Annotated in this window: 9 protein-coding genes; 6 read left to right on the top strand and 3 right to left on the bottom strand. The window is 73.6% G+C overall.

The window, feature by feature from the left end:
• Positions 1-65: 65 nt before the first annotated feature.
• Positions 66-7,100 (top strand): amino acid adenylation domain-containing protein, encoded by a 7,035-nt coding sequence (locus tag ACZ3ZE_RS06990; RefSeq protein ID WP_467257792.1) that lies wholly within the window; start codon positions 66-68, stop codon positions 7,098-7,100.
• A gap of 162 nt (positions 7,101-7,262) precedes the next feature.
• Here ACZ3ZE_RS06990 and ACZ3ZE_RS06985 read toward each other — a convergent pair whose 3' ends face one another.
• From ACZ3ZE_RS06985 to ACZ3ZE_RS06975, 3 genes are read right to left on the bottom strand one after another with little or no spacing between them, the layout of a single operon-like run.
• Complete coding sequence (locus ACZ3ZE_RS06985) at positions 7,263-7,496, bottom strand: phosphopantetheine-binding protein (protein WP_361170659.1); 234 nt, start codon at positions 7,494-7,496, stop codon at positions 7,263-7,265.
• 23 nt (positions 7,497-7,519) lie between these two features.
• Positions 7,520-8,701: a cytochrome P450 gene (locus ACZ3ZE_RS06980; RefSeq protein ID WP_467257790.1), complete on the bottom strand. Its 1,182-nt coding sequence runs from the start codon at positions 8,699-8,701 to the stop codon at positions 7,520-7,522.
• A gap of 6 nt (positions 8,702-8,707) precedes the next feature.
• A complete protein-coding gene (locus ACZ3ZE_RS06975; protein WP_467257787.1) occupies positions 8,708-11,395 on the bottom strand; it encodes an AMP-binding protein in 2,688 nt (895 codons plus the stop codon).
• A 257-nt stretch (positions 11,396-11,652) separates the two neighbouring features.
• On the opposite strand from ACZ3ZE_RS06975, the gene ACZ3ZE_RS06970 reads away from it, so the two are divergent.
• From ACZ3ZE_RS06970 to ACZ3ZE_RS06950, 5 genes are read left to right on the top strand one after another with little or no spacing between them, the layout of a single operon-like run.
• Positions 11,653-12,699 carry a VOC family protein gene (locus ACZ3ZE_RS06970; RefSeq protein ID WP_467257785.1) on the top strand — a complete coding sequence of 349 codons (1,047 nt, stop codon included), beginning with the start codon at positions 11,653-11,655 and terminating at the stop codon, positions 12,697-12,699.
• A complete protein-coding gene (locus ACZ3ZE_RS06965; protein ID WP_361170671.1) occupies positions 12,696-13,805 on the top strand; it encodes an alpha-hydroxy acid oxidase in 1,110 nt (369 codons plus the stop codon). The genes ACZ3ZE_RS06970 and ACZ3ZE_RS06965 overlap by 4 nt, the downstream gene beginning before the upstream one ends.
• Complete coding sequence (locus ACZ3ZE_RS06960) at positions 13,802-15,130, top strand: aminotransferase-like domain-containing protein (protein ID WP_467257783.1); 1,329 nt, start codon at positions 13,802-13,804, stop codon at positions 15,128-15,130. The genes ACZ3ZE_RS06965 and ACZ3ZE_RS06960 overlap by 4 nt, the downstream gene beginning before the upstream one ends.
• 5 nt (positions 15,131-15,135) lie before the next feature.
• On the top strand, positions 15,136-16,203 hold the full coding sequence (locus ACZ3ZE_RS06955) for an N-acetylneuraminate synthase family protein (protein WP_361170677.1): 1,068 nt from the start codon (positions 15,136-15,138) through the stop codon (positions 16,201-16,203).
• The gene (locus tag ACZ3ZE_RS06950; RefSeq protein ID WP_361629949.1) at positions 16,187-16,996 is read left to right on the top strand and encodes an SDR family oxidoreductase; all 810 of its coding nucleotides are present in this window, start codon (positions 16,187-16,189) and stop codon (positions 16,994-16,996) included. Before ACZ3ZE_RS06955 ends, ACZ3ZE_RS06950 begins: the two co-directional genes overlap by 17 nt.
• The last annotated feature ends 15 nt before the right edge of the window (positions 16,997-17,011 follow it).

The raw sequence follows: 17,011 nt of genomic DNA, 5'->3' as shown, positions 1-17,011 counted from the left end.
CTCCGGGGGAACCGTCCTATCGTGCGGCCGACGACCGTCGATGCCTCGCAGGCGCAGGAGGATCCGTGTTCCCGTTGTCTTTCGCGCAGCAACGCCTGTGGTTTCTGAACCGACTGGGGACGGGCGCGTGGACCTACAACCTGCCCCTCGCGCTGCGCCTGGAGGGCCCGCTGCACACCGCGGCCCTGCGGGCCGCCCTCGGTGACGTGGTGGCCCGGCACGAGAGCCTGCGCACCGTGTTCCCCGAGCTCGACGGCGAGCCGCGGCAACAGGTGCGCGACTCCGTGGACGTCACCGAGTTCGTCACCGAACTGGACGTCACCCCCGCCGAACTGCCCGCCGTGCTCGACCGGCTGGCCCGGCACGCGTTCGACCTCACGACGGACCTGCCGCTGAAGGTATGGCTGCTGCGGGCCGACGAGCGGAACCACACGCTGTACCTCGTGCTCCACCACATCGTCGGCGACGGCTGGTCGACGGCCCTGCTCGGCCGCGACCTGGGCACCGCCTACGCCGCCCGCCTGGCCGGTGCCGCGCCGGACTGGGAGCCGCTGCCCGTCCAGTACGCCGACTACGCGCTCTGGCAGCGCGAACTCCTCGACGGCCCCGACGGCGCGGAGCTCCTCGACCACTGGACCGGGCGGCTCGCCGACCTGCCCGACGAGCTGCCGCTGCCCCTGGACCGGCCCCGGCCGGAGGTCTCCGGCGACGACGGCGCGGAAGTGGTCCTCGACCTGCCGGCGGCCCTGCACACGCGTCTGCTGCGGCTCGCGCGTGAGGCCGACGCGTCGCTGTTCATGGTCGTGCACGCGGCCCTCGCGGGCCTGCTGACCCGACTGGGCGCCGGCACCGACATCCCGCTCGGCACCATGGACGCCGGCCGCTCCGAGGAGGACCTGGAGGACCTGATCGGGTTCTTCGTGAACACGCTGGTGCTGCGGCTCGACACCGACGGCGACCCGACGTTCCGGCAGCTGCTCGCCCGGGCCCGGGAGGCCGACCTCGCCGCCCTCGCCCACCCCGAGCTGCCGTTCGACCGGCTCGTCGAGGCGCTCAACCCGAGCCGGACGCTCAACCGGCACCCCCTCTTCCAGGTCGCGCTCGTGCTGCAGAACAACGCCGCCGCGCGGTACACCCTGGACGGCCTCACCGTCACCGAGCTGCGGAACCGGACCATCGCGGCCCACTTCGACCTGTCGGTCAGCTTCACCGACCGGTACGCCGAGGACGGCACACCGCTCGGGCTCACCGCCCAGCTCGTCCACCGCACCGAACTCTTCGACCGGGACACCGTCACCGGACTCGCGCACCGCCTGGTACGGCTGCTCGAAGCAGTGGCGGACGACCCGGACCGGGCCCTGGGCGACATTGACCTGCTGGGCCCCGGCGAACGCGACACCCTGCTCCACGGGTGGAACGGCACGACCCGGCCCGAACAGCCGACCGGACTCGCCGAGGCCGTCACCCGGCAGGCCGCCCTGACCCCCGCCGCACCCGCCGTGTCCGACCAGGACGGCACCCTGAGCTACGCCGAACTCGACCGGCGCGGCGACCTGCTGGCCGGCCGCCTCGCCCGGCTCGGCGTGACGGCCGAGACCCGGGTCGCGATCCTCCAGCAGCGCTCCGCCGACCTCCTCGTGTCGATGCTCGCGGTGCTCAAGGCCGGCGGCTGCTTCGTACCGCTGCCGCTCACCGCGCCCACCGAACGGCTGCGCGACATCCTGACCGGTTCCGGCGCGGAACTGCTGCTCGTCGACACCGCGTACCGCGACCACGAGCTGGCCACCGGCGCCGGGGTGGAGACCCTGACGGTGACCGGATTCGCGCCCACCGCCGACGACCGCGCCGCCGTACCGGCCGGCACCGCGCACCCCGAGCAGGCCGCGTACATCATGTACACCTCGGGCTCGACCGGCGCGCCCAAGGGCGTCGTCACCACCCAGCGCGGCGTGCTCGCCTTCGCCCACGACCGCTGCTGGCAGGACGACCGGCCGCGCCGCGCGCTGCTGCACTCACCGCACGCCTTCGACGCCTCGACCTGCGAGATCTGGGTGCCGCTGCTGTCCGGCGGAGAGGTCGTCGTGGCACCCGTCGGCGACGTCGACGGCGGCGTCGTACGCGCCGCGGGACTCACCGACGTCCTGCTGGTCTCCGGCCTCTTCCAGGTCATCGCGGAGGAGGACCCGGACTGCTTCGCCGGCGTGCGCGAGGTGATGACCGGCGGCGACGTCATCAGCTCCACCGCCGTCCGCGCGGTCCTGCGCCGCCACCCCGGCCTCAGGATCCGCGCCACCTACGGCCCCACCGAACTCACCATGTGCTCCGTGCAGATGTCGTTCTACGACCCGGACACGGTCCCGGACAGCGTGCCGCTGGGCCGGCCCATGGACAACACCGCCGTCTACGTCCTCGACGACCGGCTGCGGCCGGTCCCGGCCGGGGTGGTCGGCGAGCTCTACGCGGCCGGAGCCGGTCTCGCGCGCGGGTACGCCGGCCGCGCCGGGCTGAGCGCCGAACGCTTCGTCGCCGACCCGTTCGGCCCGCCCGGCACCCGGATGTACCGCACCGGCGACCTCGCCCGGTGGCGCGCCGACGGCACCCTCGAATTCGGCGGCCGCGTCGACACCCAGGTGAAGATCCGCGGCTTCCGGGTCGAACCCGGCGAGGTGGAGAGCGTGCTGGCCCGTCACCCGCACGTCGCCCAGGCACACGTGCACGCCCGCGAGGACCGGCCGGGCGACAAGCGCCTCGTCGGCTACCTGGTGCCCGCCGTGCCGTCGCCGGACCTCGCCGGGATCCGCGCCGCGGCCGCCGCGGTGCTGCCGCCGTACATGCTGCCCTCCGCCCTGCTCCTGCTCGCACAGCTGCCGCTCACCCCCAACGGCAAGATCGATCGGAGGCTGCTGCCCGCCCCCGACCCGGCCGCCCCCGGCACGGACCACGTGGCCCCCCGCGACGACCGGGAACGCGCCCTGTGCGCCCTGTTCGCCGAGGTGCTCCAGGTGGCGCGGGTCGGCGTCCACGACGGCTTCTTCACACTCGGCGGGCACTCGCTCCTCGCCATCCGCCTGGTCAACCGGATCCGCACCACGCTCGGCGTGGACCTCGGCGTGGCGACCCTGTTCCAGGCGCCCACCGTCGCCGAACTCGCCGCCCGGCTCGTCGAACCGGACGCCGCCCGGCGCATCCCCGCCGCCCCGCGCACCGCCGCGCTGCCACTGTCGCACCAGCAGGAAGGCCTGTGGTTCCTGCACCAGCTCGACCCGGCCTCCCCGGTCTACAACGTGCCGCTCGCGCTGCGCCTGCGCGGCCACCTCGACCCGGACCGGCTCGCCGACGCCCTGGGCCGGCTCGTCGCCCGGCACGAGAGCCTGCGCACCCGGTTCGTCGCGGTGGACGGCGTCCCCGTCCAGGTGACCGACCCCGCACCGACGGCCTGGCCGCTCGCGGTGACCCCGACGCACCCGGACGCCGTCCCCGAGGTACTCGCCGAGGCCGCCACCCGCCCCTTCGACCTGGCCGAGGACCGGCTCCTGCGCAGCGAACTGCTGCGGCTCGGCCCGACCGAGCACGTCCTGGTGCTGTGCGCCCACCACATCATCGCCGACGGCTGGTCCGCGGGCGTCCTCCTCGACGAGCTGGCCACCCTCTACACCGACCCGGACGGCACCCTCCCCGCCCTGGACATCCAGCCGGCCGACCACGCCGTCTGGCAGCGCGCCCGGCTCGCCGACGACGTGCTGGACAAACAGCTCGGCTACTGGCGCGAACAGCTCCACGCGCTGCCGCAGCTGGACTTCCCGGCCGACCGCCCGCGCGGCACCGGCTCCGGACACCCCGGGGCCACCGCCGAACTGCACCTCCAAGGCGGCCTCGGCACCTCCCTGCGCGGCCTGGCCGACACCGAACGCGCCTCGCTGCTCTCCGTCGTCATGGCCGGATTCCTGCTGGTGCTCTCCCGGCACACCGGACAGGACGACATCGGCATCGGCTCGGTCCTCTACGGCCGCGACCGCCCCGAACTCGAACCGCTGGTCGGCTACTTCGCCAACACCGTCGTACTCCGCGCCGACGTCGCGGGCGACCCGGCCTTCCGTGAACTGGTGCGCCGCTGCGAACAGGCCGTCCGGGGCGCCACCGAACACCAGGACCTCCCGTTCAGCACCCTCGTCGAGGAGCTGCGGCCGGCCCGGGAAGCGGGCCGCAACCCGCTCTTCCAGATCAGCCTCACCCTGCACGCCGACGAAGTCGCCACGGGAGCACCGGCCTTCGGCCCCGTCACCGTCGAACCGCTGCCGGTCGCCGGCCGGGTCGCCCGCTTCGACCTGGCCGCGCACGCCACCGTCACCGCCGACGGCGGACTGCGGCTCCAGGCCGAGTACGCCACCGACCTGTACGACGCCGACCGGATCACCCGGCTCCTCACCCACCTGGGCAGGGTCCTGACCCAGGCGGCCGCCGCCCCGGACGCGACACTCGGCACCTTCGTCCTCCCCGGGCCGGACGAGGCGGCGCTGCTGCACCGCTGGAGCGCCGCCCGGCGCGAGGTCCCGGCCGACGCCTCCCTGTGGGAGCTGTTCGCCGCCCAGGTCCGGCTGCGCCCCGACGCGGTCGCGGTCGTCGCCGGAGAGGAGCGGACCACCTACCGCGAACTCGCCCGCCGCGCCGAACGGCTGGCCGCCCGGCTGGCCGCCCGCGGCGTCACCCGGGGGAGCCTGGTCGGCCTGTGCACCGGCCGGGACACGGACCTCGTCGTCGGCATCCTGGGCATCCTGCGCGCCGGGGCCGCGTACGTACCCCTGGATCCCGGCCTTCCGGCGCAGCGGCTGGCGTACATGGCCGCCGACGCGGGCCTGAAGGTAGTCGTCACCCAGCGGGGGACCGACGTGCCCGCGACCGCGCTGCCCCTCGACGAGGACACCGACGGCGACCTCCCGGTGCCGGAGGCCACCATGACCGCCGCCGACCTGGCGTACCTGATCTACACCTCGGGCTCGACCGGCGAACCGAAGGCCGTCACCGTGCCGCACGGCCAGGTCGTGCGGCTGCTGCGGGCCACCCAGGACCGGTTCCGGTTCGACGAGCGGGACGTGTGGACGCTGTTCCACTCGTCCGCCTTCGACTTCTCCGTCTGGGAACTGTGGGGCGCCCTCGCCCACGGCGGCCGGCTGGTCGTCGTCCCGCAGTGGCAGACCCGCTCGCCCGAGGACTTCCAGCGGCTGCTCGTCCGCGAGCGGGTCACGGTGCTCAACCAGACCCCGGCCGCCTTCCGGCAGCTCGTCGCCGTCGACGAGGAACGCCCGGCGGAGCTCTCCCTCCGGTACGTGATCTTCGGCGGCGACGCGCTGGACACCGACTCCGTACGGCGCTGGTTCGACCGGCACGGCGAGGAGCACCCGCGCCTCGTCAACATGTACGGCATCACCGAGACCACCGTCCACGTCACCTACTGCCCGCTCACCCGGGAGCTGCTGCGGGACAACAGCAGCCCCATCGGCGAGCCGATCCCCGACCTGTCGCTGTGGGTCGTCGACCGGGCCGGGCAGCCTGCCCCCATCGGCGTGCCGGGCGAACTCCTCGTCGGCGGCGCCGGGTTGTCCTGGGGCTATCTGCACCGGCCCGACCTGACCGCCCGCCGCTTCGTCGCCGACCGGTTCGGCGGCCCGCCCGGCGCCCGGCTGTACCGCTCCGGCGACCTGGCACGGCGCCGCGCCGACGGCGGCCTGGAGTACCTGGGCCGCATCGACCACCAGGTCAAGATCCGCGGCTTCCGCATCGAACTCGGCGAGATCGAAGCCGTACTCGCCGCCCACCCCCGCGTCGACGACGCCTGCGTGACCGTCCGCGACGACCGGCTCGTCGGCTACGTCGTGTCCAAGGAGGCGGCCGACCTCGGCGAGCTCCGCGCGCACCTGGCGGCCCGCCTGCCCGACTACATGGTGCCCTCCGCCCTGGTGCCCGTGGAACGCATCGCGCTCACCGGCAACGGCAAGGTGGACCGGGCCGCGCTGCCCGCACCCGAACCGAGCCGCGCCGACACGTCCGTCGGGCCGCGCGACGCCACCGAGCGGGCGGTCGCCCGGATCTGGGCCGCCCTGCTGGGCACCGAACGGATCGGCGTCCACGACAGCTTCTTCGACCTCGGGGGCACCTCCCTCGACCTCACCCGGCTGCGCGCCGAGATCCGCCGCGAGCTCGGCGTCGAACTGGACATGCGCGACCTGTACTCGGCTCCGACCGTGGAGATGACCGCCATGCTGCTCGAACCGTCCCGCCGCACCCGCACCCAGCCGTCGCCGCTGGTGCCGATCAAACCCACCGGCGGCCGGCCCCCGCTCTTCCTGGTCCACGCCGTCGGCGGCTCCGTCGTCCCCTACCTGCCGCTGGCCCGCCTCATCGACCCCGACCAGCCGCTCTACGGCCTGGAGGACCCGGGGCTCGACGGCGGCCCGCTCACCACCTCCCTCACCGCCCTGGCCGCGCGGTACGTCGACGCCGTCCGCGCCGTCCAGCCGCACGGCCCCTACCACCTCGGCGGCTGGTCCCTGGGCGGCATGGTCGCCGCCGAGATGACCGCCCAACTCACCGCCGCGGGCGAACCGGTCGCCCTGGTCGTCATGCTCGACACCGGAATGCCGCCCTACCTGGGCAAGGAACTCCCGGACCGCGCCACCCTCCTCGGCGGCTTCGTCCACGACCTGGCCGGCCAGGCCGGCGTACCGGCACCGCCGTACGACGCGGCCGCGCTCCGGACCCTGCCGCCGGACCGCCAGGACGAGGCACTGCTCGACCTCCTGGAGCGCGCCGCCCTCGTCCCGGAGGGCATCCGGGAGGACATGCGGGACCGGATACGGGTCTTCGAGGCCAACACCCTCGCCCTGCTGCGGCACCGCCCGGGCCCGGTCGACGCCCGCCTCGTGCTCCTGTCGGCGCAGCACCAGCCGCGCCGGCCGAAGACCCGTCCCTGGCGCGTCCTCGCCCGGGACGGCTTCGAACTCCACACCGTCCCCGGCGACCACCACAGCATGCTGCGCCAGCCCCACCTGACCGCGCTGGCGGAGAGCCTGCGCGGGGTCCTGGACCGGCTGGTCCGGAAGTGACGGACCGCCGCCCCGGCGCCGTAGTCCCCACGGACGACGGGGCCGGGGCGGCGGCCGTGGCCGGTGCCTCCCCGCATGCGCGCACAGCACGTACAGGACGGCGGGAGCGAGTACATCCGCTCCCGCCGTCCTGTACGTGCTGTGCGCCTGTGGCCAGAGATGTCAGGGGCGGGCCGGACCCTCCCCGTACTCGGCCAGCCGGGCGGCGAAGTCCGTCAGCACGGGGTGCTCAAGGAGCACCCGGACCCGGACCGTGACGCCGAGGCGCCGGCGCACCGCGGCCATCACCTCCATCGCGGCCAGCGACTGACCGCCCAGGGCGAAGAAGTCGTCGTGCTCCGTGACCGGGACGCCCAGCACCTCCTGCCAGATCTCGGCGATATCGGCGGTGTCCATCGTCCATCAGCTCCTTGACGGGCTCACGCCGGGCTCAGCCGCACCGGCAGACTGGTCAGTCCATGAATGAAGTTGCCGGTGCTCCACACCGGTTCGCCGGCCGGGGCCAGCGTGCGCACGCGGCCGGTCAGCGCGGTCAGCAGCGCCGTCAGCTCCAGCCGCGCGACCCGGGACCCGACGCAGACGTGCGGCCCCCAGCCGAACGCGAGGTGCCGGTTGGGCGTGCGGTCGGGCCGGAAGGTGTCCGGGTCGGCGAAGACGGCCGGGTCGCGGTTGGCCGAGCAGAGCCAGGCCGTCACCCGCTCGCCGGGGGCCAGGGGAGTGCCGGCCACCGTCACCGGCCGGGTCACCGTACGCAGCGCGTGCAGCCCCGGGCTGGTCCAGCGCAGGATCTCCTCGACGGTGGTCGGCAGCAGCTCCGGCGCCGCGCGCAGCGCCGCCCACAGCTCGGGCCGGGCGGCGAACTCCAGCAGCGCACCGGCCGCCGAGTAGCGGACGGTCTCGCTGGCACCGGTCAGTACGCCCGAGCAGTTGAGGATCAGCTCGTCGTCGGTCAGCTCGCCGCCGGCCGCGAGCAGCGCGCTGATCAGGTCGTCGCCGGGGCGGGCACGGCGCTCGGCGATGAGGTCGGCGAAGTAGCCGAAGATCTCGGCGTTGGCGTCGAGCCGGTCGATCGGGTCGGGGGAGTCCAGGCCGTCGGTGGTGAGGCGGCCGATCAGCGGCCAGTCCGCCCGGGGCAGGTTCATCATGGCGCAGATGACCTGGTTGGGCAGCCGCCGCGCCAGGTCCTGGACGGCGTCCAGGACCTGCGGCCCGCCGGCGCCCGGGGCGACCACCTCGTCCACCAGGTCGGTGACCCCGGCGACGATCCGGTCGTGCCAGAGACGTATCGCCGCCGGCGTGAACGGCGCACCCACCACCCGGCGGATGCGTCCGTGCCGCGGCGGATCGCTGACCACCATCATCCGGTCGGCGACGAGATCGGCGGCGTCGCCCGATCCGCCGATCCGGATGCCGGCGCGGGAACTGAAGCCGGCCGGATCACCCAGGACCGTCGCGACGTCGTCGTACCGGGCGGCCACCCAGAACCCGGGGCCGTCCGGCTCCGGGTGCCAGGTCAGGCCGGGGCGCGCGCGGACGGCCGCCAGCTGGTCGAGGAACCGGTGTCCGGAGAAGACCTCCGGAGTGAGCAGGTCGAGGTCCATCGCCGGTCAGCGCGCCTCGATCACCGAGAACGGCGAGCCCGGGACCGGCAGGACCCGGTCGACGCGGTAGCCGGCCGCCTCCAGGATCCGGGCGAACCCGCTCCGGTCGCGCTCCCGGCCGCCGGTGAGGACCATCATGCCGAGGTCGCTCCAGCGGCTGACGTGCCGGCCGCCGTCCTCCGGCACCAGCATCTCGATCACGAGCAGCCGTCCGCCGGACGGCAGCGCGCGGCGGCTCGACCGCAGGATGTCCACGGCCTGCTCGTCGGTCCAGTCGTGCAGGACGCTGCACAGCAGGTGGGTGTCCGCGCCGGTGGGCACCGACGCGAAGAAGTCGCCGGGCACCGCGCGGCAACCGGGGACGCCCCCGCGGAGGTTGACCTCGTCGATCACCGACGGGCGGTCGAAGAGGACGCCGCTCGCGTGCGGGGCGACCGCGAGGATCTCGCCGAGGAGGAAGCCGTCGGCGCCGCCGATGTCCAGGATGACCTTCGACTCCGACCAGTCGACGGCCTCGGCCGCCTGCCGGTACAGCCGGCCGGTGCGCTCCCGCATCCGGCGCAGGAACGCGAGGTTCTCGCCGCGCCGGGTGTTCTTCACGCCGAAGAAGCCGCCGTCGCCCGCGTTGTTCTCACCGTCGCCGAACGACGCCGTACCGGTGCGGAACGTGTCCGTGGCCCGCAGCCACGCCAACGGGCTCTCGGCGTTGACCAGCGAGGCGGCGAGGCTGTCCGGGTGGTCCCGGCGCAGCCGCGCGCCGAGCGCGGTCAGCCGGAAGCCGGTCGCCTGGTCGCCCGCGAAGAACCCGGCCGCGGCGAGGGCGGCCAGCAGCCGGCCCAGGGCGTCGGGGTCGGCGTCGATCAGCTCCGCCGCCTTCACGACGGGCTGGGCGGTCGAGGGGTCGAGCACGTCGGCGACGCCGAGTTCGACGGCGATCCGCAGGGCGTGCGGCAGCACCGCGACCATGCTGTCGTCGACGAGCGTGAGGTAGTCCCGCACGATCGGGTCGGTGGCCTCGGCGGGGGCGGTCCCGGCCGGTTCCGCCGGTGCGGCCGCCTCGGTTCTCCGCACCGTGCCGGTTCTCCCGGCTCTCGCGCCGACCTCGGCCCGCGCGCTGACCTCGGTCGTCTCAGGGACCTCGGTCGTCGCACGGACCTCGATCGGCTCGATGGTCTCGATCGCGTCGATGGTCTCGGTCGTCGCGATGGTCTGGGTCGTCTCTGTGTACGGGGTCATCGTCAGCCCTTTTCCGGGGGTCGGGACGCGCAGCAGTTCGGTGACGGCTCGGTGGTCGACCTTGCCGTTGGCGTTGTGGGGGAGTTCGTCGAGGCGGCGCACCAGATCGGGCACCAGGTGGCCGGGGAGCCGGTCGCGCAGCTCCGCGCGTACCCGGTCCGGGTCCGCGTCCCCGGTGAAGGCCAACGCCAGACGTTCGTACGCGCCGCTCCGGCCGGCCAGCGCCACGGCCACGCAGTCGCGGACGCCCGTGCGGTCGGCGGCGTGGCTCTCCACCTCGCCCAGCTCCACCCGGTAGCCGCGGATCTTCACCTGCCGGTCCGCCCGGCCCAGGAAGTGCAGCACTCCGTCGGCGTCGCGCACCGCGCGGTCACCGGTGCGGTAGACCCGCGTCGGCACACCGCCGACGTCGGCCGTCACGAACACCTCGGCGGTGCGCTCCGGGTCGTGCAGGTACCCCTGGGCCAGCCCCGCGCCCGCGACGCACAGTTCACCGTCGATCAGGTGGATCTCGGTGCCGGGCACCGGCCGCCCGATGGGCACCCCGTGTTCCCGGTCGCAGTCCTCGGGCCGGATGTGATGCATGGTGGCGAAGGCGAAACTCTCCACCGGGCCGTAACAGTTGTGGACGGTCGTGGCCGGGTGGCTCAGCAGCAGCTCGCGCACCGGGTCGGGCGCGAGGCGCTCGCCGCCGATGAACATCTGGTCGACCCCGCGGAAGCAGTCGGGGTCCAGCCGCACCAGCAGGTTCACCACGGAGGCGACCAGGACGAGGGTGTTCACGCCGTGCCGCGTGATCAGGTCGCGCAGGGTGTCCGGGAGCAGATGGTCCTCGTCGGGGAGGACCACGGTGCCGCCCCGGCTGAGCATGCCCCACACTTCGAGGCCGCAGGCGTCCCAGCCGACCGGGGCGAGCTGCGGCAGCACCCGCCCGGGCCCGAAGACCGCGAGGGGGCCGCTGTCGAAGAGGCGCAGCACCGCCCGGTGCGGGGTCACCACGCCCTTGGGGGTGCCCGTGCTGCCGGAGGTGAAGAAGACGCAGGCAGGGTCGTCCGGCCCGATGCCGGCGCGGACCGTCCGGAGCGCGGGCTGGGCCGGCGGCGCGGACGGGGGTGTCCAGCACCGGGTGCCGGCGAGCGGGGTGTCCGTGAGGAACAACGGCGCGTCCAGCAGGCGCAGCAGTTCCCGGACCCGCTCGTCCGGCCACTTCACGTCGATGGGGCAGTACGCCGCGCCGGTCTTCAGCACCGCCAGCAGGAAGGTCACCATCCGGGCCGAGCGCGCGACGCGCACCGGCACCAGACAGCCCGGTCCCACCCCTTCCGCGACCAGTGCGGCCGCATACGAATCGGCCGTCGAAACCAGTTGGGAATAGGTGACCGGGCCGTTGTCGTCAATCAGCGCAATATGGTCGCCATATTCTGCCGCGCGCTCGTCGAGTGCCTGATGAATCAGCACGTACCGCTCCTTGTCCGCAGCTTCGATCGGTCGCATACTCACCTGCCACCAGGGCGTGCGCAACCCCTACGAACCCCATAGCGGGCACCCCGACACCCAAGCGCCGGAAGGGGGGTTCCGCACTGTTCGGCGGGTGGTGGCGGAGTCCGTTGACATTCTTCCGGGCCCGTCCGTAGCGTTTTTTCCGTCGCGGTACCGGGATCTGACAATTCTTGATTCCCGCCGTTGAAACCGATTATCGAGCCTTGGGGGAATTCATGTCGTCCGTACCCCAGACCAGAAATCAGCAGGCTGTCGACGCCGGGATCGACCACATCACGCTCTCCGTCACGGACGCCCACGCCCGTGCCGCCGAGTTCGTCGAGCGCTACGGCTTCGAGGTGATCGCCGCAGGGGACACCCCGGAGTTCACCGCCGTCGCGGTGGGCCAGCGCGACACCGTCCTGGTGCTGCTGCAGGGCCGCACCGACACCCATCCGGCCACCCTCTACACCGCCCGGCACGGCGACGGCGTGAGCGACATCGCCCTGCGGGTGGACACGCCGCTCCGCCCGGCGCTCCACGCCTTCGGCGACGTGACGCACTCCTTCGTGAGCCGCACCGCCGGCGAACCCTGGTCGCTGCCCGGCATCGCCCCGGTGCGACCCGAGCACACCGAGGCGACCGACACGACCGACGCGACCGTCACGGCCGCGACGTCCACGGACGCCACGCAGCACCACCTGCTCCACGTCGACCACATCGCGGTCTGCCTGGAGAACGGCGAGCTGGACCGGACCGTCGAGTCCTACCGGCGGGAGCTCGGCTGGGGCGTGGTGTTCGAGGAGGACATCCACGTCGGCGCGCAGGCCATGCAGTCCAAGGTGGTGCAGAGCCCCGGCGGCGGCGTGACGCTGACGCTGCTGCAGCCCATGACCGGCGCCGCCCCGGGCCAGATAGACGACTTCCTGAAGAAGCACGGCGGCAGCGGGGTGCAGCACCTGGCCTTCGCGGTGCCGAGCATCGTGGACGCGGTCGCCGACCTCGGCACCGCCGGCGTGCGGTTCCTGTCGACGCCCGACTCGTACTACGAGGACTTCGAGCAGCGGATCGAGTCGTCCGGCTATCCGGTGGCCGAGCTGCGCAAGTACAGCGTGCTCGCCGACCGGGACCACGACGGGGAGCTGTTCCAGATCTTCACCCGGTCCGAGCACCCGCGCCGCACCCTCTTCATGGAGATCATCGAACGCCGGGGCGCGACCACGTTCGGCAGCAACAACATCCGCAAGCTGTACGAGGCGGTCGAACGACAGGACCTGGCGTGACGGGCGGACCCGGCGCCCTGGCGGCGGACCCGCTCACCCTCGCCGACGTCGAGGACCGCGCCCGCGCCGTCCTGGCGCCCGAGGTGTACGACTTCGTGGCCGGCGGCAGCGGGCGCGAGGAGACGCTGAACGCCAACCGGACCGCGTTCGACCGGTGCCACCTCGTCCCCCGGGTCCTGTCCGGGGTGGCGACCGCCGACACCACGACGACCCTGCTGGGGGTCCCGGCGTCGATGCCCGTCGCGGTGGCGCCGATGGCGTTCCACGCGGTGGTGCACCCGGACGGCGAACCGGCGGTCGCCCGTGCGGCGGCCACGGCCGGCATCCCGTTCACGGCGGCGACCCTGGCCGGCTGCCCGCTGGACGAGCCGGCCGCCGCGGGCGGCGACCTGTTCCTCCAGCTGTACTGGCTGCGCGACCGGGCCCGTACCGAATGGCTGATCGACGAGGCCGAACGGCTCGGCGCCCGCGCCCTGATGCTCACCGTGGACGTGCCGTTCATGGGACGGCGGCTGCGCGACCTGCGCAACGGGTTCACCGTGCCGGCGCACGCCGCGCCGGTGAACCTGGCCGTCGGCCAGCGCGGCGCCGGCCAGAGCGTCGGCGCGCACGCGGCGACGGTCATCGACCCCACGCTGTCCTGGTCCGACGTCGAATGGCTGCGGCGCAGGACCCGCCTGCCGCTGGTGCTCAAGGGAGTTCTCGACCCGGCGGACGCCCGGCGCGCGGTGGACCTCGGCGCGGACGGCCTGGTGGTGTCCAACCACGGCGGCCGGCAACTGGACGGCGCCGTACCGAGCCTGCTCGCCCTCCCGGCGATCCGGGACGAGGTCGGCGACGCCTGCGAGCTCCTGCTCGACAGCGGGGTGCGCGGCGGCACCGACGTGCTGCGCGCGCTGGCCCTCGGCGCGTCCGGGGTGCTGCTCGGCCGGCCGGTCCTGTGGGGACTGGCCTCCGGCGGCGAACCCGGCGTGACCGGGGTGCTGGAACTGCTGCGGGCCGAACTCGCGGTGTCGATGGCCCTCGCCGGTGCGCCGGACGTGGCCGCCGCCGGCCGCCTGGGCGTGCGCCGGGAACCCGCGACGAACGAACGGGAGGGGTCATGACCGAGGCGTCCCACGCCTCGACGGCACGGCCGGGGACGGTGCTGGACCTGGCCGACCTGCACGGGTCGCTGTCCGATCCGGCGCTGCTGTCCATGAACCTGCTGAACGAGGTGTCGGACCGGTACCCGGAGGCGGTCTCCTTCGCGCCGGGACGGCCGGACCCGGGCGGGTTCGAGACCGAGGACGTGCACCGGTATCTGCGCACCTGGACCGCCCACGTCGCCGGTGGCACGGCCGGGGGCGCCGAGACGGCCCGCAACCGGCTCTACCAGTACGGCAGGACGAAGGGGGTCATCCAGGACCTGGTGGCCCGCAACCTCGCCGCCGACGAGAACATCCACGTCGACCCGGAGTCGATCCTGGTGACCGTCGGCTGCCAGGAGGCCATGGTCCTGGTGCTGCGCGCGCTGCGCGCCACCGACCGTGACGTGCTCCTGGCCACCTCGCCGAGCTACGTGGGCATCACCGGCGCCGCCCGCCTGGTCGACCTGCCGGTCGTGCCGGTCGACAGCGGCAGCGGCGGCATCGACCTGGACGACCTGGCGGCCAAGGTGCGGGGCGCCCGCGAGGCCGGTCTGCGGCCCCGGGCCTGCTACCTGGTGCCCGACTTCGCCAATCCGACCGGGCTCAGCCTCGACGTCCCGGCCCGGCGCCGGCTGCTCGCACTCGCCGCCGAGCTGGACATCCTGATCATCGAGGACAACCCGTACGGCTTCTTCGGCGACGGCGTCGCCCCGAAGCCGACGCTCAAGTCCCTGGACACGGGCCATCGGGTCGTCTACCTCGGCTCGTACGCCAAGACCGCCCTGCCCGGCGCCCGGATCGGGTTCGTCGTGGCGGACCAGCCGGTCGCCCGCGGCGGTGAGCCCGCCGGCACCCTCGCCGACGAGCTCTCGAAGATCAAGAGCATGATCACGGTCAACACCCCGCCGATCGCGCAGGCGGTCATCGGCGGCAAGCTGCTGGAGAGCGGTTTCTCCCTGCGCGAGGCGAACCGGGACGCCACCGCGCGGTACGGGCAGCGCCTGCGCCATCTGCTCGACGGGCTGGCCGCCCGGTTCCCGACAACGTCGCCGGTCACCTGGAACCGACCGGACGGCGGATTCTTCCTGGTCGTCACGGTGCCGTTCATCGCCGACGACGACCTGCTCGCCTACTCGGCCAAGCGGCACAAGGTCATCTGGACGCCGATGCACCACTTCTACGCGGCAGGGGGCGGACAGCGGCAGCTGCGGCTGTCCTGCAGCTCGCTCACGCCGGAGAAGATCGACCTCGGTCTCGACCGGTTCGCTTCGCTGGTGACCGATCTTCTGGAGAGGACCTGACAACCATGAGAGCGCTGACGGTAAACGAGCGGCTCGTCTCGGACGACACCGACGCCTACGTGATCGCGGAGATCGGCCACAACCACGAGGGCGACCTGGGCAAGGCCGAGGAGCTGATACGCCAGGCCGCCGCGGCCGGCGCCAGTGCGGTCAAACTGCAGAAGCGGGACAACCGCTCGCTCTACACCCGGGCGATGTACGACTCCCCGTACACCGGGCGGAACAGCTTCGGCCCGACGTACGGAGCCCACCGCGAGTTCCTGGAGTTCGGCACCCACGAGTACACGCACCTCCAGCGGCTCTCCGCCGAACTGGGCGTGGACTTCCTCGCCACCGCCTTCGACTTCGGCAGCGTGGACTTCCTGGCCGAGCTCGACGTGCCGGCCATCAAGATCGCGTCCGGGGACATCAGGAACACCCCGCTCCTCGCCTACGCGGCGAAGGTCGGCAAGCCGCTGATCGTCAGCACCGGCGGCGCCGACATGGAGACCGTGCGGCGCGCCTGCGGCACCGTCCTGCCGATCAACCCGGACCTCGCCCTGCTCCAGTGCACGGCGACCTACCCGGCCCAGCAGGAGGAGCTGAACCTGTCGGTGCTGGGCAGCTACCGGGCCGAGTTCCCCGACACGGTGGTCGGCTACTCCGGGCACGACCTCGGCCCGTGGGCCGCCTGGACCGCGTACGCGCTGGGCGCCCGGGTGGTGGAGAAGCACGTCACCCTCGACCGCACCCGCCCCGGCAGCGACCACAAGTTCTCGCTGGAGCAGGCGGACATCGCCGAACTGGTCGACGGACTGCGCCGGGTGCGGCTCTCGCTCGGCAGCCCGGACAAGCAGGTCCTGCCGGCCGAACGGCCCGCGATCACCAAGATGGGCAAGAAGCTGGTGGCCCACCGGGACCTGCCCGCCGGGCACCGCCTCACCCTGGAGGACGTGGCGATCAAGTCGCCGGGCGACGGGCTCACCCCCGACCGGCTCGCCGACGTGGTCGGCCGCAGCCTCACCCGGCCGCTGGCGGCCGACGCCGACATCGTCCTGGACGACCTGGTGGACACCGATGCCGGCCGCGATTGACCTGACCGGATCGGTCGCCGTCGTGACCGGCGTCTGCGGACGGCTCGGCGCGGTGTGGGTGGACGCCCTGCTGGGCGCCGGCGCCGACGTGGTGGGCCTGGACGTACGGGACACCGTCGGGCCGGAGCTGCGGGCGGTGGTGGACGCCCACGACCCGAAGCGGTTCCGGACGCTGGTCGCCGACGTCACCGACACCGGCAGCCTGCGCCGGGCGCTCGACGCCTGCCTCGAAGAGGCCGGCGAGCCGGACATCCTCGTCAACAACGCCGGCATCGACAGCCCGCCGTCGGCCGACGGCACCGGCTGGCGCTTCGAGGACATCCCGGACGAGGTGTCCGGCGGCGTCCTCGACGTCAACGCCCGGGGCACGCTGCGGATGTGCCAGGTGTTCGGCTCGCGGATGGTCCGCAACGGGCGCGGATCCGTCGTCAACATCGGCTCGATGTACGGCGGGCTCGCACCCGACCCGCGGATGTACGAACACCTGCCGGTGGACCCGCCGTTCCTGAAACCGCCCGCGTACGGCATGTCCAAGGCCGGCGTCGCCGCGCTCACCCGGTACCTCGCGGCGCTGTGGGGCCCGGCCGGGGTGCGCGTCAACACCCTGTCGCCGGGCGGGGTGCTCGGCGCGCAGGACCCGGTGTTCCGGGAGAAGTTCGACGCGCGGGTCCCGCTGCGGCGGATGGCCCGCGCCGAGGACCTGACCGGACCGCTGCTGTTCCTCGCGTCCGACCTGAGCCGCTACGTCACCGGAACCGAACTCGCCGTGGACGGCGGGTTCGGGTGCTGGTGACACCGACCCCTCCCC

The organism is Streptomyces sp. NPDC023157 (assembly GCF_055560575.1).
The sequence above is the reverse complement of the archived record's forward strand: the minus strand, read 5'-3'. Positions and strand labels throughout refer to the sequence as shown.

Excerpts from the sequence above, each read along its gene's own strand:
- ACZ3ZE_RS06985 (WP_361170659.1), bottom strand. The coding sequence starts at position 7,496 with ATGGACACCGCCGATATCGCCGAGATCTGGCAGGAGGTGCTGGGCGTC.
- ACZ3ZE_RS06980 (WP_467257790.1), bottom strand. The coding sequence starts at position 8,701 with ATGGACCTCGACCTGCTCACTCCGGAGGTCTTCTCCGGACACCGGTTC.
- ACZ3ZE_RS06970 (WP_467257785.1), top strand. The coding sequence starts at position 11,653 with ATGTCGTCCGTACCCCAGACCAGAAATCAGCAGGCTGTCGACGCCGGG.
- ACZ3ZE_RS06960 (WP_467257783.1), top strand. The coding sequence starts at position 13,802 with ATGACCGAGGCGTCCCACGCCTCGACGGCACGGCCGGGGACGGTGCTG.
- ACZ3ZE_RS06955 (WP_361170677.1), top strand. The coding sequence starts at position 15,136 with ATGAGAGCGCTGACGGTAAACGAGCGGCTCGTCTCGGACGACACCGAC.
- ACZ3ZE_RS06950 (WP_361629949.1), top strand. The coding sequence starts at position 16,187 with ATGCCGGCCGCGATTGACCTGACCGGATCGGTCGCCGTCGTGACCGGC.